The sequence below is a fragment of the Pseudomonas sp. SIMBA_041 genome, from assembly GCF_046535095.1.
GTDB classification, from domain to species: domain Bacteria; phylum Pseudomonadota; class Gammaproteobacteria; order Pseudomonadales; family Pseudomonadaceae; genus Aquipseudomonas; species Aquipseudomonas mucoides.
This window is the reverse complement of record NZ_JAWRXJ010000005.1, coordinates 150,354-175,400: the sequence shown is the minus strand read 5'-3', so window position 1 is coordinate 175,400 and position 25,047 is coordinate 150,354. Positions and strand designations below refer to the sequence as shown.

The 25,047-nt window shown below is 59.9% G+C and carries 24 protein-coding genes; 18 read left to right on the top strand and 6 right to left on the bottom strand.

Going from position 1 to position 25,047, the window contains the following annotated elements; all coding sequences use genetic code 11:
* Positions 1 to 61 precede the first annotated feature (61 nt).
* The 5 genes from SB725_RS13445 to SB725_RS13425 all read left to right on the top strand — a co-directional run bounded on the left by SB725_RS13445 (position 62) and on the right by SB725_RS13425 (position 1,892).
* Positions 62 to 448, top strand: a complete 387-nt coding sequence (locus SB725_RS13445) for a hypothetical protein (RefSeq protein ID WP_410921919.1) — start codon at positions 62 to 64, stop codon at positions 446 to 448.
* A 52-nt stretch (positions 449 to 500) separates the two neighbouring features.
* Positions 501 to 635 (top strand): HNH/endonuclease VII fold putative polymorphic toxin, encoded by a 135-nt coding sequence (locus tag SB725_RS13440; RefSeq protein ID WP_410922093.1) that lies wholly within the window; start codon positions 501 to 503, stop codon positions 633 to 635.
* 2 nt (positions 636 to 637) lie between these two features.
* Positions 638 to 1,048, top strand: a complete 411-nt coding sequence (locus tag SB725_RS13435) for an Imm50 family immunity protein (RefSeq protein ID WP_410921918.1) — start codon at positions 638 to 640, stop codon at positions 1,046 to 1,048.
* 282 nt (positions 1,049 to 1,330) lie between these two features.
* On the top strand, positions 1,331 to 1,606 hold the full coding sequence (locus tag SB725_RS13430) for a DUF6124 family protein (protein ID WP_410921917.1): 276 nt from the start codon (positions 1,331 to 1,333) through the stop codon (positions 1,604 to 1,606).
* A gap of 16 nt (positions 1,607 to 1,622) precedes the next feature.
* A complete protein-coding gene (locus SB725_RS13425) occupies positions 1,623 to 1,892 on the top strand; it encodes a hypothetical protein (RefSeq protein WP_027921346.1) in 270 nt (89 codons plus the stop codon).
* Positions 1,893 to 2,211: 319 nt separating this feature from the next.
* On the opposite strand, the gene SB725_RS13420 is transcribed toward SB725_RS13425, so the two are convergent.
* The 6 genes from SB725_RS13420 to SB725_RS13395 form a co-directional block, all read right to left on the bottom strand.
* Entirely contained in the window at positions 2,212 to 2,799 is a 588-nt protein-coding gene (locus tag SB725_RS13420; protein ID WP_027921347.1) for a hypothetical protein, read from the bottom strand.
* Between the two features lie 210 nt (positions 2,800 to 3,009).
* Positions 3,010 to 3,252, bottom strand: a complete 243-nt coding sequence (locus SB725_RS13415) for a hypothetical protein (protein WP_027921348.1) — start codon at positions 3,250 to 3,252, stop codon at positions 3,010 to 3,012.
* 62 nt (positions 3,253 to 3,314) lie between these two features.
* On the bottom strand, positions 3,315 to 4,379 hold the full coding sequence (locus SB725_RS13410) for a lipocalin-like domain-containing protein (RefSeq protein ID WP_027921349.1): 1,065 nt from the start codon (positions 4,377 to 4,379) through the stop codon (positions 3,315 to 3,317).
* The gene (locus SB725_RS13405) at positions 4,369 to 6,840 is read right to left on the bottom strand and encodes an FtsX-like permease family protein (protein ID WP_410921915.1); all 2,472 of its coding nucleotides are present in this window, start codon (positions 6,838 to 6,840) and stop codon (positions 4,369 to 4,371) included. Before SB725_RS13405 ends, SB725_RS13410 begins: the two co-directional genes overlap by 11 nt.
* A gap of 1 nt (position 6,841) precedes the next feature.
* Positions 6,842 to 7,510, bottom strand: a complete 669-nt coding sequence (locus SB725_RS13400; RefSeq protein WP_059181110.1) for an ABC transporter ATP-binding protein — start codon at positions 7,508 to 7,510, stop codon at positions 6,842 to 6,844.
* Positions 7,511 to 7,700: 190 nt separating this feature from the next.
* Positions 7,701 to 9,398, bottom strand: coding sequence for a sulfatase-like hydrolase/transferase (locus tag SB725_RS13395; protein WP_027921352.1), 1,698 nt, complete (start codon positions 9,396 to 9,398; stop codon positions 7,701 to 7,703).
* A gap of 388 nt (positions 9,399 to 9,786) precedes the next feature.
* Between SB725_RS13395 and SB725_RS13390 the strand changes: the two genes are divergently transcribed.
* Genes SB725_RS13390 through SB725_RS13330 form a run of 13 tightly spaced genes read left to right on the top strand, consistent with a single transcriptional unit; the run spans position 9,787 to position 25,026 of the window.
* Positions 9,787 to 11,139, top strand: coding sequence for a UDP-glucose dehydrogenase family protein (locus SB725_RS13390; protein ID WP_027921353.1), 1,353 nt, complete (start codon positions 9,787 to 9,789; stop codon positions 11,137 to 11,139).
* Positions 11,136 to 12,194, top strand: coding sequence for an NAD-dependent epimerase (locus tag SB725_RS13385; RefSeq protein ID WP_410921913.1), 1,059 nt, complete (start codon positions 11,136 to 11,138; stop codon positions 12,192 to 12,194). Before SB725_RS13390 ends, SB725_RS13385 begins: the two co-directional genes overlap by 4 nt.
* On the top strand, positions 12,191 to 12,937 hold the full coding sequence (locus tag SB725_RS13380; protein ID WP_027921355.1) for a sugar transferase: 747 nt from the start codon (positions 12,191 to 12,193) through the stop codon (positions 12,935 to 12,937). The genes SB725_RS13385 and SB725_RS13380 overlap by 4 nt, the downstream gene beginning before the upstream one ends.
* Positions 12,938 to 13,585, top strand: coding sequence for a CpsD/CapB family tyrosine-protein kinase (locus SB725_RS13375; RefSeq protein ID WP_027921356.1), 648 nt, complete (start codon positions 12,938 to 12,940; stop codon positions 13,583 to 13,585). It abuts the gene before it with no gap.
* 22 nt (positions 13,586 to 13,607) lie between these two features.
* Positions 13,608 to 14,636, top strand: coding sequence for a polysaccharide biosynthesis/export family protein (locus tag SB725_RS13370; RefSeq protein WP_027921357.1), 1,029 nt, complete (start codon positions 13,608 to 13,610; stop codon positions 14,634 to 14,636).
* Between the two features lie 17 nt (positions 14,637 to 14,653).
* On the top strand, positions 14,654 to 16,246 hold the full coding sequence (locus SB725_RS13365; RefSeq protein ID WP_027921358.1) for a GumC family protein: 1,593 nt from the start codon (positions 14,654 to 14,656) through the stop codon (positions 16,244 to 16,246).
* A complete protein-coding gene (locus tag SB725_RS13360) occupies positions 16,243 to 17,337 on the top strand; it encodes a glycosyltransferase family 4 protein (protein WP_027921359.1) in 1,095 nt (364 codons plus the stop codon). Before SB725_RS13365 ends, SB725_RS13360 begins: the two co-directional genes overlap by 4 nt.
* On the top strand, positions 17,334 to 18,701 hold the full coding sequence (locus SB725_RS13355) for an O-antigen ligase family protein (RefSeq protein WP_027921360.1): 1,368 nt from the start codon (positions 17,334 to 17,336) through the stop codon (positions 18,699 to 18,701). The genes SB725_RS13360 and SB725_RS13355 overlap by 4 nt, the downstream gene beginning before the upstream one ends.
* The gene (locus SB725_RS13350; protein WP_059181114.1) at positions 18,698 to 19,666 is read left to right on the top strand and encodes a glycosyltransferase; all 969 of its coding nucleotides are present in this window, start codon (positions 18,698 to 18,700) and stop codon (positions 19,664 to 19,666) included. Before SB725_RS13355 ends, SB725_RS13350 begins: the two co-directional genes overlap by 4 nt.
* A complete protein-coding gene (locus SB725_RS13345; protein ID WP_027921362.1) occupies positions 19,659 to 20,795 on the top strand; it encodes a glycosyltransferase in 1,137 nt (378 codons plus the stop codon). The genes SB725_RS13350 and SB725_RS13345 overlap by 8 nt, the downstream gene beginning before the upstream one ends.
* Positions 20,796 to 20,807: 12 nt before the next feature.
* Positions 20,808 to 21,809, top strand: a complete 1,002-nt coding sequence (locus SB725_RS13340; protein ID WP_410921912.1) for a polysaccharide deacetylase family protein — start codon at positions 20,808 to 20,810, stop codon at positions 21,807 to 21,809.
* Positions 21,806 to 23,110: a lipopolysaccharide biosynthesis protein gene (locus SB725_RS13335; protein ID WP_194939706.1), complete on the top strand. Its 1,305-nt coding sequence runs from the start codon at positions 21,806 to 21,808 to the stop codon at positions 23,108 to 23,110. The genes SB725_RS13340 and SB725_RS13335 overlap by 4 nt, the downstream gene beginning before the upstream one ends.
* On the top strand, positions 23,107 to 25,026 hold the full coding sequence (locus tag SB725_RS13330) for a hypothetical protein (protein ID WP_410921911.1): 1,920 nt from the start codon (positions 23,107 to 23,109) through the stop codon (positions 25,024 to 25,026). The genes SB725_RS13335 and SB725_RS13330 overlap by 4 nt, the downstream gene beginning before the upstream one ends.
* The last annotated feature ends 21 nt before the right edge of the window (positions 25,027 to 25,047 follow it).

Here is a 25,047-nt window from a genome sequence, read left to right as displayed (position 1 = left end):
ACTAGATAATATTATGAATTTCGACAACACTGCTGTTCGCGTTCCACTGGGGACTAAATAGATGAAGGTGACGATACTCCACATCATTGAGCCCACGACATTCGGAACAGTCGTAGAGTTTTCCACAACTTACGGAGTTGGCAGATCGCTCTTTTCTAGTGTAGAAATACAAGAAAACCAAACATATGATGTAGAAATTGACATCGATGATGATTTCATTTGGAGTGAAAACATCCCCCTATCAAGTGATTGTGCGCCATCAATTCACTTCAACTCCGGAGGTCTACACATAACGGCCGAATTAATATCTAATGAAGAAGATGGTTGTGGCGCACTGAAGCTAGGCGACGCCATCATACTAATCTCATTGAATAAAACAAATCAGTCTCTACCTGTATTTGTAGACATTCTCGCTCAATCAAGCTCCTTGCACCCAACCAACATTTAAAAAATAAATCAGAAAAAACACTAAGATGATGGATTTAGTTTCGTGAGAGAAAATTAATCCGTCCCCTTTTCGCCTTGAGCCTGGGAATAAAGGCGACCAGGTTGCTCACTTTAATCTACGACCGATTGAAAACACCAGAAGGGGTAAAATCCCAGGTGCAAAAGATCACTTCTACTTCAAGGAGTAATTATGGAATTCTGGAATGATATTGACGGCAGCACTTTTTTTAACCAGATTTTCACGACACCCATAGCGATCGGAACCATTGAGCTTTTTGCTTTAAATATTGATAACAGCAGACCAATGATAATAATGGAATTTGATATAGAAGAACTCCCTGACGCACCTCCTACAAAATGGAAAAAGACCCACTTCAACACATGTCGAATCGGATTAAACTGTGGCGATATCAAAAACGCCCTGATCAAAAATATACCTACAACAGAAAAATTAAATATAACAATTACAAAAAAAGAAAACACATTCACAATCCAAGCATCAAACAAAAACTCAATGATCGAGCTCACAACAAAATCCCCTTTACTTTGCGGCCCCTCGGTATACCTGAACGATAAAGACTCCGGTGCTATTCAGGAGTAAAAAATACAACATCCAAGTGGCAACACATGATAATCAAAAGCATAAAATGGATTTCAAAAGACAACAAAGGGGACAGATTTATTTTTACGCTTTTCATGCAAGAAAATAAATCCGTCCCCTTTTCACTGTTTCACTGCTTTTCATTCCGTCCCTTTTCATTCCCCCACTCCCCCAGATAACCTCCCCCAGCCGCTGCAACCTCAGCGACCGGTTTTGACAGACCGAACACGATCAAGGCATGCAAATGCCGCTTTGCGGCTCCGTCCCTACAGGAGCTTCACCATGAAAAAATGTCCACCCGATTCCGTCGACCCAATCGATCTCAGCCAAGCCACCCAACGCACCATCAGCGCCCACCTCCGAGATCCGAACACCCCCGACCCCATCAGCCACGTCCTCACCACCGACCTGGCCTGCAAACTCGAAGGCTCACACCGCAGCCTCGCGCTATCAATCCAGCAGCTGGCGGTAGTGGGTGAATTGTTGGTGAACCGTGCGCTGGACAATCTCGACCCTCCTGGCGACGCCTCCGAAGCCCCACAAAGCACCCAATCTTGAGAGAAGGAGGTCACCCATGGCTCGATACATGCCCATCACCGGCATCGACTGCCTGATCCCTTCCCTGCTGATTGATACGGAAGCGCCTCTCGATGTGTTGCACGACACAGCCGCCTACCGAATCCGCAGTGTCACCCAACTGGTGGAAACTCTATCCTTGGGTGATTCGCTCAAAGCCGACAACGCGCTACTTCAGGACTTAGCCCGGGTAATTGCAATTCCACTGCGCGACGGCTGCGATTTGCTGGACGTTATTGGCCGACGCTTACAAAAACACACCGCATAAAAAAACGGGCGATCATACGATCGCCCGTTTTATATATATTCATTGCCAACACTTCAAAGGAAGGTGTCCGCCCAGTGCGATGGCCTCGGCATTCCATGCACTGGTAAAGAGCCGTGACACTGGGCGAACGGGGGCATTTTAATAGAAGTTTTCGAATATGTCCGCTTAGCGAACATGAAATCTTCAAACACAATGTTTAACAAAATGTCGGTTGCAATACTATTTAAACCGCCACCAAAACTCACCACCTAGAACATTAAAACTGATTGTTCTTGTACAAAAAACTTATACAAGAACAATCATTTTATAGAGTCAATACTCAGCTTTTAGGGGCGTGAGTATGCACTTGCAGGATGTCTGTGTAGGTGACGACAACGGTTTGACCGACTTTCAGGTCTTTGAGTTTGGCTTGAACTTCCGGTCTTACGATGTCAACCGTTTTGGATTTACCCTTCGGACCTTCGAAGGTCACCTGGTTTTTCTTCAGGTCGATGTGGGTGATTTTCAGCTGAACTTCAACCTGGCGGTAAGCTTCACCAGCCGGTTTGGCGGAACCTGGCGCTGCGCGAACGTCGCCCGTGCGTTCGGCGGAACCTGGCAGGGCCTTCGAGACGTCGGTATCGAGGTAGGCCGCTTCGGCGTGAACGACTTTGATATCGACTTGATCGCCGGCTTTCAAGTTGCCAAGGTTTTTCGCCTTGTCGGTCAGTTGTACAGAAACTTCTTTACCTTCAGGCCCTTTGAGCACGACTTGATGGTTTGCGGCGTCGACCGAGACGACGGTGGCGGTGGTCTGATCCTCTAACACGACGCCAGCCAGCGGGATATCGGCAGCCATGGCGCCGAGGCTGACAGCGGACAGCAAGGTAGCGAGGGTGATGGCTTTGGTCAGTGCATGGAGTTTCATAGGCGATACATTCCTTGGTAATAAAGGGCAGCAGACCGCTCTGGCACAGGCGTCAGCGCGATGTGTGCAAATGAGCATAGACGCTCTTCAAAGAGTTTTTGCAGTTTCTTGCCCAGTGGGCTCGTTGTGGTCGGTGCTTTTTCCACTTTCCTTGCGCCAAGTCAGCCAAGTGTCTTGTAAGGCATCACTTTCTCGTTCGTTGGGGCCGCCTCAGGCTTCAGGATCATCGACTTCCTGGGCGACGTTCACGGCCGGCGAGTCTTTGTGCGATTGCTCGGCCCTGGCCTTCAAGTCTTGCCACTGCTGGAGGTCGATGGCGCCCTGCCCCAGCAAGTCGTCGGCCACCCGCAGCAGTTCGGCGTAATGGGCGTCGGGGGATTGTTGCCAGTAGGCTTTGTCGTCGAACAGGCGCTGCCATGAGGCAAGGTCTGGCGGTTTGAGGTCGTCGCTCATGGTGGGCTCCAGTGAACGGGCTTGTTAACGTAGGAGGACGTCGATCAGCCGAGAGTTCCGCCTCAATAACCGGTCATTTCCAGATAGCCCTGCCCGGCATGGCTGCCGCTCAGTTGCACCGGCCCCTCCCAGTAAGGAATACGCAAATCCATCCATGCGTTGGGGTTGAGGGCGTTGAGGGTGATATCGAGGTGCTTGCCGGGGATTTTGATCGACCAGCGCACGGGCATCGTACGGCCAGCAACTTTGGCGGTGTCTTGCGGTGTGAGGCGGATGTCGTCGGCGTGCAGTTGCTGAGTCTGCCCCTCGGCGTCGATCCAGGTGCCGGTGAGGTAAGGCGCGCCGTTCTTGTTGCGCATGCGGTAGAGCATCACCTGCTCGCCGCTGTCGAGGTGCAGGGAAAACCAGTCCCAACCGGTCTGGTTGGCAGTCAGTGGCTGGCTGCTCCATTCGCGGTCGAGCCAGGCCGGGCCGCTGACTTGGTAGGTTTTACCGTCGATGTCCAGCGAGCCACTGGCCTGAAAAAACGGCTGGCTGTAGTAATACGACGCCTGGCCCTGTTCGGACTTCTGGCTGAAACCTTTATCGCCCTGCAGCACCAGCGGCCGCGTGGATGTCAGCCGAAGCTGGTAACCGAAAGCCTTGTCCCGCGCACTGAGTTGAAGATCCGCTAAAGGATCAGACCCCTGACTGCTGAAACGCCAGTCATCGATCCACGCATTGAACGGCGCCACGCTCACGCCCGCCTGACCGACGCCGCCACGGGCGTAGCGTTCGGCCGCGTGATGCACCGTCGCCGAGGTCACGGCCGCGTGCCCCAGCCAGATCGTCTGGTTAGCCCAGCCAGCCACTTCGGGCGCTGCTTTCAAGGCGCTGCGAAAGAGCGTCCATTGCACGCCGAATTCACGGCCCTGCGCGTCCTTGAGGTTGGCGGTGACGTACCACCACTCGATGCGATAACCGTCATGGGGCCCGTGATCCGCCGGGAAGCTGAACACACGACCGGGCACCACCGGAGTAAACGTTGCCGCCTCGCCCCCAAGACCGGCGAAGCCTTTCTCGACAGGTGTGGAGTTGTCGCAGCCACTCAACAGAATGACCAGCAGCAAGCCGAGCTTAATCCTCATGAGCAAACGTCCTCAGCAGGTCCGCCGGTTGCGTGCGATACAGCGAATACAATGGCCACGCCGAGGCCAGTAACGTCGCGAACAGCGCCAGCCCCATCAACTGCAACAGTTGCATCGGAAATACCCGCAATGGCAGGCGCCAGCCGAACGCCTGGACGTTAATCACCGCATCCAGGCACCACGCCAGCGCGATCCCCAGCGGCAACGCCAGCACCAACGTCAACACTGCCAGCAGCCAGGTTTGCCCGAGGTTGAGCAGCATCAATTGCCGACGCGTCACGCCCAGCGCCCACAGCGGCGCCAACTGCCCGAGGCGGCTTTGGCTTTGGGTCAGCAGGCTGATGAACAACGCCACGCCCGCCACACACAGGGTCAGGCTGTTGAGCGCGGCCGTGGCGGCGAAAGTGCGTTCGAACACTTGCGTCGACCAGCCCTTGAGCCGCGCCTGATCGACGATGCGGTTGTCGTCGAGCGCGAAACGCGCCTGCAACGCGCTGACAAACGCCGGGATCAATGCCGGCTCGATGCGCAGATTAAATCGGTTGGGCGCCTGCTGTGGCCAGCCGTGCAGCAGATGGTTGACGTTAACCAGCAAGTGGCCCTTGGGGTTGCCGTAATCGGCGTAGATCCCGACGATGCGCGGCGACCACGGGCCGCCTGGGGTGGGAATCGTCAGGTGATCACCGAGACGTACCTTCAGGCGTCGGGCCAATTGCTCGCTGAGCATCAGCGCGTCGTCCTTCGCCAGTCGATCCCACGGGTTGTCACCCAAGGACTCCAGCAGCGGCCAATGCTGGCGATAGGTCGGGTGATCGATCACGCCAAAAATATCCGCCGGCCAGCCCTGCAACTGGATCGACACCTGCCAGCTGGGCAGCACCGCCGAGAGTTGCGGTTGCTGTTTGAGCCAGGTGTTCAGCTCGCGGGACTGCGCCGGGGTTTGCGGATTGACGTAGAGCTCGGCGGTCAGGCGTTGTTCGAGCCAGTTGCTGAATGTCTCGCGGAAACCGGCGGTCATGCTGCCGGCGCCGATGTTGGCCGCCAACGCCAACAGCAACGCCATCAAGGCCAGGCTCAGGGCCGGCAGTTGCTGACGGCAATCGGCGATAAACCATTGGCCGAGCACCGAATGGCTGCGCTGCAAAACCAGGTGGAGCACGGCATTGAGCAACACCGGCAGCGCCAGTGCGGCACCGAGCAACAGCGCCGCCATCAGCACAAATCCGCTGGCCAGGCTGTCGCCCCAGATCAAAGTGCTAAGCGCAATCACCGCCGCCGTCGCCGCCACCCAACCCTGGCGCCGCAACCAGCGTGCGTGGGCCTGATGCCAGGCTTGTGGATCGGCCAATGCCAGCAACGGCAAACGCGCCGCCCGCAGCAGGCTGTTGGCACCGGCCAGCAATGCACCGAGCAGACTCAGGCCGATACCGCTGAGCCACCACCACGAGCTGAGGCTCAACTGCCCCGCCACTTCAGCGCCATACAAGCCGCGCAGGCTGGCGGCGACATCCGGCAACAGCACGCTGGCCAACAGGTAGCCGCTGACCACACCGGCGAGGCCACCCACCAGCGCCAAACCGCCAAGTTCAACCGCCAGACAGGTGATGAGCATGCGCGCGCTGACGCCACAGGCGCGCAGGGTCCTGAGCAGGCCTCGGCGTTGTTCCAGTGCCAGGCCAATGGCTGCATGGACGATGAACAGGCCGACCACGAACGACAGAAAGCCCAAGGCATCGAGGTTCAGGTGAAAGCTCTCGGTCAGGCGCGCGAGATTGTTCTCCTCACCGCTTGTCTTGAGCTGGAGTTGATCCTTGAACGCGTCGGGTAACGCAGCGCTGAAATCCTTCGGCAACAGCAAGCGCGACAGTTGATCCGGCAGACCGAGAATCTGCTGGGCGAAGCCGATGTCCACCAGCAACACACCGGGGGCCATGTCGGTTTTTGCGTGCAGCGGTGGCAGAGGCTCACCGCTCGAACTCAGCGGACGCTCACCTTCCTGCAAGCCCAGGGTTTGCAGGGTCTGCGGCGAGATCCAGGTGCTGCCCGGCGCACTGAAAAACTCAACAACCTGCTCAATCGGCAACGCCTGCCCCGCCACGGATGAGCCGGCCGGCAGCGACACCGGTTCAATACCCATCAACTGCAAGCGCTGCTCTTCATGGCCCTTGAGCGTCACCCGTCCTTGCAGCACCGGCGACACCGGCCACCCGGCACGGCGCAAGTCGACAAACAACGCCTGAGAAAACGTCCCGCCACCGGGCGCGCTGAGGCAGGCTTGTGGTTCGCCGCCGATCAATTGACTGGCCCGTGCGTAGCTTTCCCGCGCCTGACTGTTCAACGCCTGCACGCCCGTGAGCAAACTGGTGGCGAGCCACAACCCCGTCAGCACGCTGAAAAATTGCACTGGGTGCTGCCGCCAATGGCTCAGCAGTGCCCGTAACGTCTCGCGAAAAACCCGCACCTCAGCGCTCGTCCGCGCCAACCAGGCGGCCACCGTGCAACACCACTTTTTCCGCCAGCCGCGCAGCCACCCGTGGGCTGTGCGTGACCATCAATAACGTGGTGGACGTGTCGTCGAGCAATTCCAGGAGCAGCTTCAACACTTCGTCGCTGGTGGCTTCGTCGAGGCTGCCGGTGGGTTCGTCGGCCAGCAGCAATTTCGGCTGCGAAGCCAATGCGCGGCCCAGTGCGACGCGCTGCTGTTGGCCGCCGGACAGTTGCTCGGGATAGCGTCGCAGCACATCGCTCAGCCCCAGGCGTTGCACCAGATGCGCCTGCCAGCGCGGGTCATGCCGCCCTGCCAGCCGCGCCTGAAACGCCAGGTTGTCCTCGACCCGCAGGCTGCCGATCAGGTTGAATTGCTGGAACACCAGGCCGATTTCGGTACGCCGCCAGTGGGCCAGTTGCCCTTCGCTCATCTGCTCCAGCCGATGCTCACCGCTGCGGATGCTGCCCCGGTCGACCTTGTCCAGCCCGGCAATCAGGTGCAGCAACGTGCTTTTGCCGCTGCCTGACTCGCCCATCAACGCCAGGCTACTGCCGGGTTTTAGGATCAGGTCGACGCCTTGCAGCACCGGTAGCAGGCCTTGCGGGGTGGCGTAGCTTTTGAAGACGCCTTGGACCTGAAGCATGGGCAATTCCGTGAAGAAGCGTGAGGCAAGGATAGTGTATCGGACGCGGTGGGCTCAGCCTTCAGATCACGGGTGAATGGGCGACGCCATCGCGAGCAGGCTCACTCCCACAGGGGGGGGTGTGTACACCGCAAATCCAATCTGGGAGCGAGCCTGCTCGCGAAAAGGCCCGCCCAGACAACAACAAAATTTACTGCCCCACCGCCACACTCGTCGGCGTCTGAGACGGCGTCACAATGCTCTCCAAATCAATATGCTTCCACTCCGGCTTCGCCCCCAGCCGCGCATTGAACCGATAATTGAACGTAAACTCATCAGCCGTCGACACACTCAACGGTTTTCCGTAAAGCGCCTCAACCCCCGCCAGGTCATACCCCATCAACTGCAACAACGTCGGGAAGATGTTGTAGTGGCTGGAGCGATCTTTGTTCGCGGCCAATTGCGCGGACCAGTCCAAAGTCTTCAACCCGCTGCCCTGAATCACCACCAGCGGCACCAATCCCTCTTCTTCCACCGGGTCACCGCCGCAATGGGTATTGAGCCCGGGATTGCCCCGTTCATGAAGGTCTTGCCCGTGGTCCGAGGTGTAGATCAACAGCGCATTGCTCAAATCAGCCTGGGCGAACACCCGTGAGAAAAACTCCCCGACGTTCCACAGCAAGGTGTTCTTGTAGGCATTGCGGTACAACACCCAGTCATCCGGCTGACCGTTAAACCCGTCACGCTTTCCGGTATCGGCCACTTCGACAAACTGCCCGCGCGGCAAGGTCGGACGGTACGCCATGAACCCGTCCGGGTATTTATCGTGAACCGGAAAATGCGCGCCGACCTTGTTGATCACCACCAATTCCGGCTTGCCGTCATTGAGCAGGTCAACCAGTTTGGCCGCCGCCGCCATGTCGCGATCACGCACGCTGGTCTGGTCGAATTGCACGAACTCGTCGATGTCCTTTTTCTCGGCATCGTTCATCAGGTTCTGCAGGTTGCCGCCGGTGCGCTGAGCATCGATGTAAACGGTGCGCAGACCGGCCTTCCTGGCGTACTGCCAGATCGACGGCATCGTCGTGTTGATGCGCATGTAGTCGGCACGGGTACCGCCGTAGCGCAACGTGACGTTGGTGTCGGCGCTGCAATTGGCAATCGAGGCGGCATACCCGTAGTTGAAAATATCGACACCCGGGCGCGGTTCCTTGAGGTTGCTGTGCACACCGAACGGCGCGTTGATGTCCAGGTAGTTGCCGGAAATGCTCTCGTCGATGATCAACACGATGTCGTGGCCCACCGGTACGTCGTTACGCGCCAGGCTCACCGGCTCACGCGGGCCGACAGTGTTGTGCAGGGCTTCATAGGTAAACAGGTTCAGGTAGGCCAGCGGCGTGTACATGATCGGCAAGCCCCGGGCGCCCTCGCCGGCCCGCACGAACAACACCGCACTCAGCAGCAGCACCCCAAGCACCGGCGCCGCCACCAGCAACGCACCGGGCAGTGGCATGCGCCGACGCGGTTTGAGGCCGATGCCGAACAACAGCAGCATGCCGCCGAGCAGGCCACTGATGATTGCATCACGGTACTGGTAGATCGCTTCCTGGATGAAGCCGCCCGAATACACCAGCGACACGAAGCTGCTGTAGGTCAGGTAATCAGCCGTGACCCGCGTATAGACATCGAAAAACACCGCCGACACGAACATCACCAGGGCGAACAGATGGCGGACCAGCGTCTGCCGGATGTACGCCGTCATAAACAGCGCCACCGTCAGCGCGATAAACATGCCGCCGAAAAGAAGCACCGGAAAACCGATGCCCATCGCACTTAAACGTTCGAGGTAATAGTCGTAGTTCTTAAGTAAATAGAGAACTAACAGTACTTCTTTGAGATATCGAATCATTCTCTTTAGGTACTCATGAAGGGCTTTTGGCCAATAGATTGTCGGCCATTTTTTGACACTAGCACCGGGCCATCAAAGCGCAAGAATTGTCGGACTTTTACACAAAGCGTCAAAAAAACGTTGACTCAAATCTGACACACTTGTGGGGAAAATTCCCCGGACTTTCAAGGCACTAGACCGTCCATCGTTTTCTTCAGGTCCTTAAAAACCCCTCAAAACCGCGACAAATCCAGCACCGACAAGCACTTGATGGCATTTGGCCCCCAAAATGGGGGTTTGGCTACCACAAGAGAATGTCATTTTGCTGACACGCTTTCCCAACGCTGGGCTATACCCCTTTTGACAGTCTTATTTTCGTTATCTCAACCGTCTTACGAGGCACGCCAATATGGACGTGAGCGTATTTGGTACGGGCTATGTTGGCCTGATACAAGCAGCGGCACTGGCCGATGTCGGACATCGCGTCCTGTGTGTCGACATTGATCCAAATAAAATAAAACAACTGCAACAAGCAGTGCCACCGATCAGCGAACCTGGGCTTTCCAGCACGCTGGAAGAGAACATCAAGGCCGGTCGGCTGCTGTTTACCACCCAGGCCAGCGATGCGGTCGAACACGCCGAGCTGATTTTCATCGCCGTGGGCACGCCCGCCGATGAAGACGGTTCCGCTGACCTCAGCCATGTGCTGAGTGTCGCCCGCCAGATCGCCAACCATATGGAGGCCGATCGCACCTTCATCATCAAGTCCACCGTACCGGTCGGTACCGCGGACCAGGTGGCTGCCGCCGCCAACGAAGAACTCAAGCGCCGTGGCAAGAGCGCGCTGAATGTGCGGGTGGTGTCCAACCCGGAGTTTCTCAAGGAAGGCAGTGCCCTGGCCGATTGCATGCGCCCGGACCGGATCATCGTCGGCACGCTCGACGATGAAGCCCGCAGCCAGATGAGCGAACTCTACGCGCCGTTCTGCCGCAACCATGAAAAGCTCATGTTCATGGACAACCGCAGCGCCGAGCTGACCAAGTACGCCGCCAACGCCATGCTCGCCACGCGCATCAGTTTCATGAATGAACTGGCCAACCTCACCGAACTGCTGGGGGCTGACATCGAAGCGGTGCGCCGGGGCATCGGTTCCGACCCGCGCATCGGTTACCACTTTATCTACCCAGGCTGCGGCTTCGGTGGCTCGTGCTTCCCCAAAGACCTGCGCGCCCTGCTGCACACCGCCGAACAAAATGGCATGCCGCTGCGCCTGTTGCGCAGTGTCACCGACGTCAACGACACCCAGCGCCACATTCTCTTCGGCAAGCTCAAGGCACAATTCCCGAATGGACTGGCCGGCAAATCCATCGCGATCTGGGGCCTGGCGTTCAAACCCAACACCGATGACATGCGCGAAGCGCCCAGCCGTTACCTGATGGAAGCCCTGTGGGCCGAAGGCGCGACGGTACAGGCCTATGATCCGGAAGCCATGTCCGAATGCCGGCGTCTCTACGGTTATCGCAAAGACCTGCATTTATGCGCCACCCGCGACGACACCCTGGAAGATGCGGATGCGCTGGTGATCTGCACCGAGTGGAAGAACTTCCGCGTGGTCGACTTCGACCTGCTGGCGAGCAAATTGCGTTCGCGGGTGATCGTCGACGGTCGCAACCTGTACAACCCGGAGCACGTCGCTGCCGCCGGCTTGCACTACAGCGGTATCGGTTTGCGACACATTGCACCCGAGGCGCCGCGCCCATGAAGATCCTCGTCACCGGAGCGGCCGGTTTTATTGGTGCCCATTGCATGTTGCGGTTGTTGCGCGACGGGCACCAGGTGTTCGGCCTCGATAACTTCAACGATTACTACGACCCGCAACTCAAGCGCGATCGCGTCGATTGGGTGCAGGAGCAGGTCGGCCCTTTCCAGCTCGCAACGGTGGACCTGGCCGATACGTCGGCCATCGAAGCCCTGTTCGCCCGTGAAAAACCCGAGGTGGTGATCCACCTCGCCGCCCAGGCCGGGGTGCGTTACTCACTGGAGAATCCTCGGGCCTACCTCGACAGCAACTTGAGCGGTTTCCTCAACATTCTCGAAAGCTGCCGCCGGCACCCGGTTCAACACCTCATCTACGCCTCGTCCAGTTCGGTGTACGGCGCCAACCAGCACACGCCGTACTCCGTGCAGGACGGCGTCAATCACCCGCTCTCGCTGTATGCCGCGACCAAGAAAGCCAATGAACTGATGGCCCACAGCTACAGCCACCTGTTTGGCATTGCCTGCACCGGGCTGCGGTTTTTCACGGTATACGGTCCCTGGGGCCGGCCCGACATGTCGCCGATCCAGTTCGCCCGCGCCATCGCCGAGGGCCAGCCGCTGAAGCTGTTCAACTACGGCCAGCATCAGCGCGACTTCACTTACATCGACGACATCATCGAAAGCATCGCCCGTCTGATCGATCGCCCACCGCAGGCCAACGCTGAATGGGACCGCGAGCAACCGGACCCGGCCAGCAGCATGGCGCCGTGGCGCATTTACAACATTGGCGGCCAGCACCCGGTGGAACTCAAGGACTACCTGGCACTGCTGGAAAAACACCTTGGTCAACAGGCCATCGTCGAGTTGCTGCCCTTGCAGCCGGGCGACGTCCTCAATACCTGCGCCGACGCCAGTGACCTGGCGCGGGCTACCGGATTTCAGCCTTGTATCGAGCTGGATGAAGGACTCGGGCGTTTCATCGCCTGGTTCCGCGATTACTACCAACTGCCTATCGCCCACGCGCCGCTTGCGGCTGAACTTCAGCGGAGGACTCTATGACTGGACATGAAAAAGGTGTGCCCCTCAAACAAATGCGCAGGGACAAACGCCTCGATCCCGAGCACCGGATTCGCATGGATGCGGCTATTCACATGCAGGGGCGTGGCTGGATGACTGGCCGTGACGGCGGTCGACCCTGGACGTTGTCACGCACCAACCGGGTGGTCGCCTGCCTCGGTGCGTTGATGATCTTGGTGTTGATTTCGCCGGTACTGCTGGGCCTGGCGCTGGCGATCAAGTTCAGCAGCCCGGGGCCGGTGATGTTCGTGCAGAAACGCACCGGCTACCGCGGTCGCGCCTTCGGCATGTACAAATTCCGCACCATGGTGGCCAACGCCGAGGAGCTCAAAGAGTCCCTGCGACACTTGAACAAGCATGGCGCCGACGCCATCGACTTCAAGATCGACAAGGACCCGCGCATCACCGGCATCGGTGGATTCCTGCGGCGCAGTAGCTTGGATGAGCTGCCAAACCTGATCAATGTAGTGACCGGCGACATGCGCCTGGTGGGCCCACGGCCTACTTCGTTCAACGCCTACCGCTACAAGGATAACCACCTCGCACGCCTGAGCATCTACCCCGGCATGACCGGCCTGTGGCAGATCTCCGGGCGCAGCAATATCGACTTCGACCAGCGCGTTGAGTTGGATCTCAGCTATATCGCCGAGCAGAGCCTCTTGCTTGATCTGAAGATCCTGTTGAAAACCCCCTTCAAAGTATTCAGCGGCCACGGAGCGAGTTAAATGGACGGTTCATCAACCAAAAGCCTGAGTATCGCCAACCCGAGCGAGTCCAACCTGACTTCGACCGTGCTGGATCAAGATCTGCGGATCCTACTGCTGACCGCCGCCAACCCCGGCGCGGGCACCACCACCAGCGCGCTGGCACTGGCCAGTCAACTGGCCCAGATGAGCAGCGGCCAGGTGCTGCTGGTCGACGCCAGCCAGTCCTCGAACAACCTCACGCAGCAACTGGGGTTGACCAAGGAACGCGGCTTTCGCGACTTGATGTTCAACAACCAGAGCCCGCCGATGCTGCAGGACTGTGTGGTGAACGTCGCCAGCCTGCCCTTCGACATTTTGCCCAACGGCCGTTATGCCCGCGGCAATGAACACCTGACTGCCGAAAGCATGAGCCCGTTGCTCGATCAGCTCGGCAGCCAGTATCGCTTTGTGGTGATCGACGCCGACGCGGTGTATTCCGCCGCCGACACCCTGGTCATCAGCACGCAGGTGGACGGCGTGATCATGGTCGTGCGCGCGGAAGACACCCGCTGGGAAGTGGCACAAGCCGCGGTCCAGCGCCTGACCCAGGCCGGCGCAAAAATGGTCGGCAGCGTGTTCAACCGTCGCAAGTACTACATGCCGAAATGGCTGTACAAAAACCTGTAAGCAACCAGAAAAGGATGACGCCATGAACGCCAGAATGCTTGTCCTGCTGTTGCTGCCGCTTGCAGGTTGCACCAGCAATTCGACCGAAACCCAAATGCCAGTGCAGATCCTCACGGCCTCACCGGCCAACGCCCAGGCCACCGACATGCCCAAGGTCGAACAGACCTTGCGGCCACAGGACGTGTTGGACGTGATCTTCCACATCAGCACCAGCGGCTCGGACGCCTACCGCATCCAGTCCGGTGATCAGATCGGCCTGAACTTCACCGCCGCCAGCCAGCTCAACGGCAATCAACTGGTGTTGCCTGACGGCACCATCGAACTGCCAGGCGCCAACACCTCAGTGAAGATCGCCGGGCTGTCCAGCGAGCAGGCGCGTGAGGAAATCCAGCGGGCGTATCAGCGCAAACAGCTGTTCCAGCCCAACCGCAACCAGTTGACCGTGCAAGTGATCAGCCCGCTGAGCAACGAATCCAACCTCAAAAGTGCCCTGAACCACCCCGCTACCGGCATGAGCCGGGAGATCACTGTTGGCACCGACGGTTATGCCAGCTTCCCGGAAATCGGCGCCGTGCCACTGCAAGGCATGACCGTCAATCAACTGGAAACCTTCCTCAACAAACGCTACGCCGATCTGCCAGGACGGATGACCGTCGACGTACTGCTCAAGTCCACCGCCGGCAACGAAATCTATGTGCTGGGTGAAGTCGGCCAACCGGGCTCCTACCCGATTCGCCGGCCGGTCTCGGTGCTTGAAGCGCTGACGCTGGCACGCGGCAGCAATGCCAAGGCACGGCTCGATTCGGTGGTGATCATGCGCCGCAACGGCAATCAGGTTAAGGCCGTGCATTATGACGTGGAAAAAGCCCTGGCCGGCGATGCTTCGCAAATCGCCTACCTGCAACCGGACGACATGCTCTTCGTGCCCAAGACCAAACTGGCCAGCGCCGGTGAGCTTGCGCGGCAACTGGCAGACGTCGTGTTGTTCCAGGGTGTGGGCTTCAGCTTCGGCTACCGCGTCGACAACAAAGACAGCAATAACAACAACTGACTCTCAGGTGACCTGACATGAATCCAAAGGAAAACTACCTGCACGAGTTCTTCAGGATCTTCTTTGCCAACAAGCAGTTGGTGAAGCGGGTATTCCTGGTCTTTGCAGTGATCGCCCTGGTCTTGCCGCTGGTGCTCAAACAGAGCTTCGACATCACCGCGCAAGTCATCGTGCAGTCGAAAAAACTTTCCCAGGGTGACGCCACCACGTCACTGACCGTGGACAACGCCACCTTCATTCCACCCTCGCTGGCGGACATGGAAACCGAGAGCAATATCCTGCGCTCCCCGGCCCTGATCCGGCAGACCATCAGCGAGTTGCGCGACAAGGGCGAGTACACCCCGGCCCCCGGCGTGTTCAACACACTGGTGCTGCAACCGATCAAACGCTTCATCACCTCGCCACTGCGTGAGTACGTGATCAACCCGGTGAAAACCGCGTTGGGCATGGAAACCGATCCGGTGCGCGACACCACGCTGGATACGTTGACCCAGGAAGCCATCGACAAACTGAAGATTGAAACCCTGCCGGGGTCCAACGTGATCTCGATCATCTACAGCTTCGGTGATCCGCATCAAGGCACGCAGTTTGTCGCGGCCTTGCTGCAAAACTACCTGGCCAGCCGTCAGGACCTGCAATCGATCGACCTGCCACAAACCTTCTACGAAACCAAGAAGCACCAATATCAGGTGCGCCTTGATGGCCTGGAAGGCACCCGGCTGGCGTTGCTCGAAGGTGTCGGCTCGTCTGATCCGAAGGAAGAAATCACCTTCCGCCTCAACGCGATCAACACCGAGGAGCAAGCGCTCAACCTGTATCAGGACCGCCGCCTGCAAAGCCAACGCTGGCTCGACTACCTGAAAACCAGTCTGGCCGCCGCCAGCAATAACAAGCTCAACGACTACACCTTCCCCTACACCTTCACCACCACCGTGGACAACGTGGCGTTTGAAGATCGCGAGATCAAACAGATGGGTGAGGCACTGACCAACCAGGTCAGCCGCTACATGAACGACCTGGCCATCTTCCAGCCCAGCAGTGAGCCGATGTTGCTGACCCGCGAACAGATCACTCGCACCCGTCAGCAGTTTTTGAAAGTGGTGAGCAACCGGATTCAGGAACGCACCAACGACCTGGCGATTGTCAGCTCGGTGATCGACCAGAAGACCGCGCGCATTGCCGAGTTCAAGAACCGCATCCACCAGTTGCAGGAAACCCAGAGCAAACTGCGGCAGATGGACACCGAGATCGATGCCTTGCACAAAGCGTTCTCGACCTACGCCCAGCGCTTTGCCGAAAGCAGCACCGCCCGATCGCTGGACACCGACCTGTCCAACGCCCGTGTCCTGAGCCCACCGTATGAACCGACCGAAGCGGCGTTTCCCAAGCCGTTCCTGATCATCCCGTTCGGCTTGCTCACCGGTCTGCTGCTGGCGATTGCCCTGGTCTACGTGCGTGAGTTCTTCGATCACCGCTTCAAGGCGCCTGCGCAAATCACCCACGAATTGGGCTTACCGGTGCTGTTGGTGATCAACGATCAAAGCGTGGAGCCGATCAACCCACACAAGAACTGGTCCGTGCCACGCCTCGTGCATTGGGTGCGCAATTGAACGCGCCGCTCAACCCTGCCACCGCCCTGCCGATCATTCATTTGCTCAGCAGCGGTGGGTTCTATGGGGCTGAGCGGATGCTGCTCGACCACTGCCTGGCGACGCCGGGGCAGCACCAAGTGCTGTTTCTCGATGCGCCGCCCGCATTGATCGCCCGGTTTCGCGAGGCCGGGGTGGACTGCCGTGGTTGCGCCGGGCTGGGGGAGTTGCTCGCGCATTTACGTCAGCGCCGTGGGGAAAAACCGCTGATCAATACGCACAATTTCAAAGGCCTGTTGTTTGGCTGGGTCGGCGCGACGTTGTTGCGCTTGCCGCTGGTAATCACCCAGCACGGTTTCACTCCGCGCAGTCGCAAGCAGAAGTTCTACACCTGGCTGAGCCTGCAACTGTGCCGCACCGCCTCGGTGGATCGTGTGGTTTGCGTCGCCGAAAGCATCGCCACGCTGTGCCGTCAGGCCAGTGTGCGGGCCGATAAGTTGCAGGTGATTCCCAATGGCTTGCCCGCCGCTGCCACGCAGTGGTCACCCAACGTTGACCGTCAGCGTTGGCTGGCCGGATACGTCGGGCGCCTGAGCAGTGAAAAAGGCCCGGACCTGTTTCTCGATGCGCTGATCCCGTTGTGTCAGCAACACCCGCAACTGGACGCCGTGATGCTCGGCGACGGCCCGGAACGGGAAACGCTGCTGGGACGGATCAATGCCGCCGGTTTGCAAACGCGCATCACCTTGCCGGGTTATCAGACCGACATGGGGCGGTGGTGGCGCCAACTCGATGCGCTGGTGATCAGCTCGCGCACCGAAGGCACGCCAATGATTCTGCTCGAAGCGATGCAGGCCGGAGTGCCGGTGGTGGCGTTCGGCGTCGGCGGCATTCCCGATGTGCTGCAAGACCGGCACAACGGTTTGCTGGCAACGCCCGCCGACAGCGCCGCCCTCGCCCGCCAGATCGACACCTTGCTGATGGAACCGGCACTGGCGGCGCAATTGATCGACAACGCAAAACGTACCCAACTGGATCGTTACGACCTCAAGGCCCTGGCCGAACGCTGGTCGCAGCTTTATATCCGTACTGCACGGGAGGCACGCGCGTGATCTTTCCGCTCTCGATCGTCAGTCTGCTCGGCCTTGTCTGCCTCGGTTTGCTGGCCAGTCCTTATCCTTTTCTGGCGCCGGGGGCGGTGCTGGGTCTGGTCGGTGTTGCGTTGCTGTACCGCAAACCCACCTGGGGTCTGCTCGGCATCGCGGCGCTGGTGCCGTTCGAAGGGTTCTTCAAGGACAGTTCGCTGTCGGGCACCAAGTTCATCGGCGCGTCGCTGGCGGTGATCCTGATGCTGCAACTGGCCCTGCGGCAGATTCCGTCCGAGCGCCTGCGCAGTAATACCTGGCGCTACCTGATCTGGTTTCTGGTGCTGTACCTGCTCAGCCTGCTCAACACCGATGACATGGGCATGTCGTTGGGGCATCTGCGGGAGTTGAGTGTTGGCCTGATTCTGTTTGTGATCACTCTGATGATCGGGCGGGACTTGAATCTCGATCTGTTCGCCAAACTGGTCACTGCCAGCGTCACGATGACCTGCGTGCTGGCAATGTTCTCCAGCAAATATCAGGATCAGGGGCGCGCCGCCGGGTTGCTCGAAGACCCGAACGCCTTCGCCATGCTGATCGCCTTCGCCGTGCCGCTCGGCCTGTGGCTGGTGATCCGCAGCCCGAACCTGCTGCATCGTCTGTTCTGGGGCGGTTGCTGCCTGCTGTTGCTCGGTGGCATGACCAAGACCGAATCGCGCTCCGGGCTGGTGGTGTTGTTTCTCAGCCTGATCATCGGTGCCTGGCACTACCGCACCGAGTTGACGCGTATCCGCCCACGGCATCTGGGGTTTGCCATGCTCGCCGTGGTGATCGTGATTCCCCTGGCCATTTATGCAATGCCCGCCGGTTACATCGCCCGCATCCAGTCCCTGAGTATCTTGAGCGCAGGGGCCAAGAGTCAGGACGAATCCCTCGGCCGCCGTGCCTCATACATCGTGGTCGGCAGCGCGATGATCCGCGAGAACCCGCTGCTCGGCTCCGGCCCCGGCACCTTCCCGCTGCACTACGCCACCACCGGTTATGCCAAGGCGTTTTCGGCCAACCGCAAAATCGGCGACCTGTACCGCCGCGCCCACAACACCTACCTGGAAATCTTCAGTGAACTGGGGATTCCCGCCGGCCTGCTGTTCGTCGGCATGCTCGCCCTCGGCTTGTACAACCTGATCCGCGCCCGACGCATCTGGATGCAGCGAGCCAACCGCGAGCAAGCGGACTTGATGACGCACCTGGCGATGAGCTTTCTGTCGTTGACCCTGTTCCTGATGTTCCTCAGTGCGCCCAACCAGAAGTACGTGTGGATCATGCTCGCCCTGACCAGCGTACTGCGTGTGAAAGCCGAAGAAAGCCCGCCACGGGAGGCCAAGGCATGAGCCGAATCAGCATTGTGATTCCGATGTACAACGAAGCGCGTCACATCGCCCGCACCTTGCTGGCCGCGAAAAAAGCCGCCCACGCGGCCGGCCTCGATTGCGAGCTGATCGTGGTCGACAACGGCTCGCACGATGAAGGCCCGCAGATTGCCCGGCAATTCGGTGCGCAAGTCCTGGAGCAGCCGGGGATCCTGATCGGCGCCCTGCGCAATCGCGGAGTCGCCATCGCCACCGGTGAATGGCTCGCGTTCATCGACGCCGACGTCGAGATGCCCGAAGACTGGCTGACGCGACTGGTCGCTCTCGAAAGCAAGGGGCAGGCCGATGTGTTCGGCCTGGATTTGCACACCCCGGCCGCAGCCCCGTGGTACGCCACAGCCTGGCAGCGCCGCACATTGCGCCCTTCGTCCCAGGCATCTCGTCTGGTGGACTGGTTGCCCAGCTCCAACCTGCTGATGCGTCGCAGCTGGTTCGACAAGGTCGATGGCTTCAACGAAAGCCTGCGCACCGGCGAGGACAAGGACTTCACCCTGCGCCTGCACCAGGCCGGCGCGCGGATCCTCGCGGTCAATGAATGCGTGGCCCTGCATTGGGGTTACGAAATGAACTGGCGCGAGTGGATGGGCAAGGAAATGTGGCGCCAGAGCAGCCACGTGCAACTGCTCCGCACCCATGGCGCGAGCCTGCGGCTGCTGCGTTTTCCGCTGTTGTCGCTGGCCGCCTGGTTTCTCGATTTGCTGGCGATCTCTGCCCTGTGCGACGGCTTTCCGCATCACGCGGCGGTCATGTTGGCCATCACCACCGTGCCGGCGCTGATCATGAGCCTGCGCCAGAGCCGCAAACACCGCGACATCGGCCTGACCCTGCAACTCTGGGGCCTGCACTGGGTGCGCCTGCACCTGGCCGGGGCCGCGCTCGTTCTCAGCCTGTGTCATTGGAATGCCAGGAGGCCCGCCCGTGGCTGAATTCATTTTCTGGTTGTGCCTGCTGCTCCCGGTTTACGCCTACCTCGGTTATCCCTTGTTGCTGACGCTGTTGTCGCCGCTGTTCGCGGCGCGCCGTCATGGCGCGCCGGAACCGATGAACGTGAGCGTAGTGATTGCCGCGCACAACGAAGCGCGGCACATCGAACACAAGTTGCGCACCCTGCTCGCCCAGGATTACACGCCGGCCTCGCTGCAGATCATTTTGGCCAGCGACGGCTCGACCGATGACACGGTGGCCTGCGCACGCAATGTGATTGACCCGCGCATTACCGTGCTCGACCTGCCGCGCCAGGGCAAAGCCGCGACCCTGAATGCCGGCGTGGCGCTGAGCACCGGCGACATTCTGGTGTTCACCGACGCCGACAACCAATGGTCGCGCGACACCCTCGGCCATTTGCTCGCGCCGCTGAGCGATCCGCAGGTCGGCGCCTGTGCCGGGCACATGGTGATCCCCGTGACGGGCGGTGGCCTGAGCGTCGGCGACAGCCTGTATCGGCATTACGAAGGCTGGCTGCGCCGGGTCGAGAATCGCACCGGTTGCATGGTTTCCGCTGACGGCGCGTTGCTGGCCTTGCGTCGCGAGCTGTTCCAGAACGTGCCGGCGGAGGTCAACGACGACTTCTTCATCAGTACCTGCGCGCCGGTCGCCTTCAAACGCATCGTCTATGTGCCCGAGGCGCAAGTGATCGACCAGGGCGTCGATGAGGCCGACAAGCAATTCCGTCGCCGCCAGCGTGTCACCGTCGGCGGCCTGCAAAGCCTGGCGCAGCGCAGCGAGCTGCTCAATCCGCTCAAGCATGGCCTGTATTCGATTGCGTTGATCAGCCACAAGCTGATCCGGCGTCTGGCACCGATCCTGTTGTTGCCGTTGCTGCTGAGCAATTTCTGGCTGTGGGACGACCACGGTTTTTATCGCCTGAGCCTGATCGCGCAACTGATTGGTTATGCCATTGCCATCGCCGGCCTGCTGGATTCGCAACACCGCTTGCCCAAGCCCTTTCGCCTCGCCGCGTTCCTGCTGGTGACGCTGGCCGGTATGAGCATCGGCCTGTGGCAGTTCCTGCGCGGCCAACGGTACGCCCAGTGGAACCCCGAACAGAATCGTTGAAAGGATTGAGCCATGGCGATCAAACAATTACTAAAGCGCACCAGTGGTTGGCTCTACCTCAATTCGCCGGTCGGGCGTAGTCAGCTGCAAGGCGCCGGGGTAATCCTGATGTTGCACCGGGTGCTGGCCGACGATCAGGCCGCCGCCCTGCCCCACCGCAATGAATTGTGCGTCGGGCCCAAGGCGTTCGAGCACTTGCTGGCGTGGCTGAAAAAACACTTCGATTGCGTGCCGCTGATGGAGATTCTGCACCCGGGAAAAATCCGCTCGGACCGGCCGAAAATCACCCTGACCTTCGATGACGGCTGGCGTGACAACGCGGTGAATGCCTACCCGCTGCTGCAAAAATACCAGGTGCCGGCGAGCATTTTCCTCTCCACCGATTTCATCGGCAGCCGTCAGCGGTTCTGGTGGGAAAGCATCGGTGAAACCTTGTGGGGCAGCCACGGTGAACCCGCCCGAGTGCGCTTGATCGAGTCACTGCAACAGGCTGGCCGCCCCTTGCCGGTGCCGTTCACGGAACTGGATGAGGAACGCCGCAGCCTGGCGCTGCTGCATTTTCTGCAAAGCCTGAAAAGCCTGAGCCCGATGACGTTGAACCAACTGACCGATGCCTGCCCGGACGAGTCGTTGCCCCAGGCGCTGGACTGGCATCAGGTGCGTTCGCTGGAAGCTTCCGGGTTGGTGCGTTTCGGCCCGCACGGCGCCAGTCACGCGATCCTCACCGGCCTCGACGATCAACGCTTGCATGAAGAGCTGAGCCGCAGCCGCGTTGCCCTGCAACACGGTTGCAACCGGCCGTTGCCGGTCTATTGCTACCCCAACGGCGACAACGATGCGCGAGTGCGCGATCAGGTCGCCTTGCATGACTTCCCGTTTGCATTGGGCACCGGCACCGGGATTTATCGCGGCAGCGAAGACCCTTTGAACCTGCCGCGTTTCGGCGTCAGCCAACGCGTGGCGCGCAACCCACAACTGCTGTCATGGCGTTTGTATCGCGGGGCCCGCGCATGAGCCGTAGCCATTACCTCAAGCACCTCGCCCTGAGCATGGGCACCAAACTGGCGATGATTGCGCTGCGCTTGCTGCGCAACGTGTTGCTGGCGCGGATTCTCGGCCCCAGTGAACGCGGCTTGTTTGCCCTGCTCAGCACCCTGCCTGACCTGATCAGCGCCGCCACCAGCGGCGGGCTGAACTCGGCGGTCGGGTATCAAGCGGCCAAGCAGCGGCCGATGGGTTTGCTGCTAAGCCAAGTGTTGGTGTTCGGCTGTCTGCTGGCGGCAATGTTGACCTTGCTGGTGGTGGCGCTGGTGCGCGAATTCGGCAGCGAACTCGACATCACCACGCAACTGGGCCTGCTCGCCTGGCTGTTGTTGCTGGCGGTGCCGTTAACCGTGCTCAAAAGCGGGTTGCTGACACTGCACAACGCCTCGGGCGGCGTGGTCGCGTTCAACGCCTTGCGCCTGGTGGAATCCCTGGCGCCGCTGTTGCTGTTCCTCGCGCTGTTCTGGATGTGGAAAGAGTCGGCCCTCGAAGCGGCGCTGATCAGTTGGCTGGCGGGGATCAGCCTGGTGGTGCTGGCGGGCTGGGTCTGGCTCAAACGTGATCAACCGCTGAAGTTGCAATGGGACCGCGCCAGCCAGAACGAACTGCTGCGTTACAGCGCTCGCAGCCATCCGGACCTGTTGTTCCAGCAAGTGATCCTGCGTTCCGATTACCTGTTCATCGGCGCCCTGCTCGGCAGTACCGCGCTCGGTCATTACGCCATGGCCAGCGCCGCCGCCGAGTTGCTGCTGATCGTGCCGGAAGCGGTCACCACGCCGCTGATGAAACGCCTGCTGCAACAGGAAGAAGGCATCGACAAGGTCACGCCGCTGGCGCTGCGCCTGACCGCGACGGTGATGCTCGGCGCCTGCCTGACCATGGCGGTGATCGGTGAATGGCTGATCGTCACGCTGTTCGGCGCAGCGTATCAACCGGCGTATCCGGCGTTGCTGGCATTGCTGCCGGGCCTGCTCGGCCTGTGCTATGCAAGCATCCTGCGCCTCGATTTGCTGGGCAAAAACCGCCCCGGCACCATCTCACTGTTGATGGGCCTTGGCGCCCTGCTGAATCTGGCGCTGAACCTGATCATGATCCCGGCATACGGCATCGTCGGCGCGGCGGCCGCTTCGTCCATCGCTTATCTGGCGGTGACCATCGCGCTGCTGGTCATGTACTGCCGCTTGAGCGGCGTGCCGGTGTGGCAAACCCTGATCATCCTGCCCAGCGACGTGGCACCGATGCTGCTGATGCTGCAACGGAAATCGGCATGAGGTATTTCGCGCTGCTGGTGAGCCTGGGTCTTTCCCTCGACGCCTACGCCGGGCCGATGCGCTGGGCGGACATTCGCGACGGCAGCTTGTACCTGCAACCGGAGCGTCCCGACACGCTGACGGTGCGCTGGACTCCGGCGTGGCAAGCGGATGCCAACGAAGAACAGCTGTACCTGCTCGACGGCAAAGGCAAGCTTCAGGCTGAACGCAAGATTGCCGCCAGTGAATTGAGCGGCACCCAGAGCTGGCCGTTGGCGCCAAATGCGGCCAGCTATCAACTGGAGATTCCGGGTTACAGCTTTCGCCGCTACAAGGTTGAACACGACGACAGCACCGTGGCGCTGTTCGCCCCGGCCAAGGTGCATTTCAGCGCCGAAACCCATGACGGCGACGAGTTGTTTTTCAAGGTCGCGCCGGGTGAACACGCGGTGCTGGCCGGTAAGTTCCACGGCGGCGTCAGCGTCCTGCAAGCGCAACGGGTGGGCGACGGCAAACAGGTGTCGGTGGCGCTGAAACCTTATCGGGCCTATTGGCAGTTCGATCAGGTCGAGTTACCGGTCACCTCAAACGAACAAGTGTGGCGCCTGCGCCTGCAAGGCAGCGGCAAAGTCGCGTTCTGGCTCGACGGCACCGCCAACCTGTTCGCCCAGGACCCGCAGCAGCTCAAACCGTTGCGCGAAGACGCAGGTGATGTGCGCCTGACGCTGGGCAAAGACGTGCTCGGCCCGACGCCGAACCTCGGCATCGCCCTGCCCTACGTGATGCCGCCGCCCTCCAGTTATGCGGTGCTCGATGCGCTCAAGCCGCAAGCCGGCGCCTACTACACCTTTGTCGACGTCACCGCGAAAAAGCCGCAGTACGAAGATGCGTTCCGCCAGGTGTATCAGGACCGCTTCGGCATTTATCAAGACATCACGCTGTTGGCCGGCAGCCAGCGCCAGGCCGATTTGCGCGCCGACACCATGAGCAACACCGGCCTCGACGCCTGGCTCGCCTCGACCCGCGCCCTCGGTGGCAAGGGCACGCACTACATCGGTTTCGCTGACGAGCCGAATCTCAACTATTCGAGCTACGCCCAGTACCAAAGCATTTTCAATAGCATGGCCCGGCAAGTGCGCAGCAATCCGGCCAATGCCAAGGCCGGTGTGCGCATCGCCATGCCGGCCAGTTCACGACTGGTCAACGGTCCGTTCGCCGACAACGCCGCCGACAAGCGCGGCATCGATTGGGCCCGGCGTTTGCTGGCGGAATCGGGCGATAACGTCGATGCCCTCGCTTGGCACGAATGGATGATTCGCGACTTGCTGGCAACCCGGGTCTACCGTGACAGCGTGCGCCGCGCCGCCGATCTGGTTGGGCTCGATGGCAAGGGCCGACCACGCAAAGCCTTGTTGCTGGACCAGACCAACATGTCCAGCGGTTCCAGCCTGAGCCCCTACGATCAAGACACGCATTTCGCCTCGCTGTGGTGGGCATCTGTGGTCATCAACTCGTCCCAGGACGGTTTGCTGGAAATGCTCAACTGGTTCCAGGCCGCCGATGAACCGAACTACCCCAAGGGCATGTTGAAAGTCCTCGGCGACGATCACTTCGAATTGAAACCGGTGGGTTTTGCCCAGCAGTTCATTCAGCAGCACTGGCTCGCTAACGTGATGCAAATGGAAAACAACGCCTTCGAAGTCGACGTACTGGCGATGGCCGACGACGTCAAACGCAGCCTGTTGGGGGTCAACAAAGGCAAGCGTTTGCAGCAGGTGAGCCTGGCCGGCATCACCTGCCCGCTGCTCAAAGGCTCATTGCGTTACTTCGGCGCGGACAACCGCAGCCGCGACGCGCCTTTCACCTGCCAGAACGGGCGCGTCCGCTTCGATCTGCCAGGGGAAACCCTGTTCGCTCTGGGCTGGAGCGCCTCATGAACACCCTGAATTGGTTTTCCG